This window comes from Bartonella taylorii 8TBB (assembly GCF_902825155.1).
GTDB lineage: Bacteria > Pseudomonadota > Alphaproteobacteria > Rhizobiales > Rhizobiaceae > Bartonella > Bartonella taylorii_A.
Genome location: NZ_CADEAG010000108.1, coordinates 1 through 467, shown reverse-complemented (window position 1 = coordinate 467; position 467 = coordinate 1). Strand labels below are relative to the sequence as shown.

The 467-nt window shown below is 44.1% G+C and carries 1 protein-coding gene; it reads left to right on the top strand.

Going from position 1 to position 467, the window contains the following annotated elements; all coding sequences use genetic code 11:
• A partial coding sequence (locus J7R13_RS08865; RefSeq protein ID WP_484791355.1) for a portal protein occupies positions 1 to 467 on the top strand: 467 nt, incomplete at both ends.

The following is a 467-nucleotide window of genomic DNA, read 5'->3' as shown; positions in this document are numbered from 1 at the left end:
CCTTTGACGCGTGAAGAAGTAACGAGTGTTGAGTATGATATTGTCGTTGATGATGCGCCAACCAGCCCGAATGAGAAAGAGCGCACCTTTGGCATTATCACACAACTGCTTCCATTGCTTCAAAATGCGATTACGCCGGATATTATGCTTGATCTACTTCGTTATTCACCATTGCCGGCGTCATTGCTTAATCGTGTCAGTGAGAAGTTCCAACAGCAACAAATGGCACAACAACAGCAGATGGATCCTGAACAGGAAATGAAGTTGCAGGAAAAGCAACAAGACTTAGAGACGAAAGCACAGATGCATCAGATGGATTTGCAACAAAAGCAGATTGATCTGTTTGTGCATCAAGAGAGAGCAAAAACAGAAGCGGAACTGATGAAGCAACGCTATGAGATTGAACGGCAGAAGCTTCTCAATGATCAGGCACACAATCAGATCATGCGAGAGCGAATAGCATTACA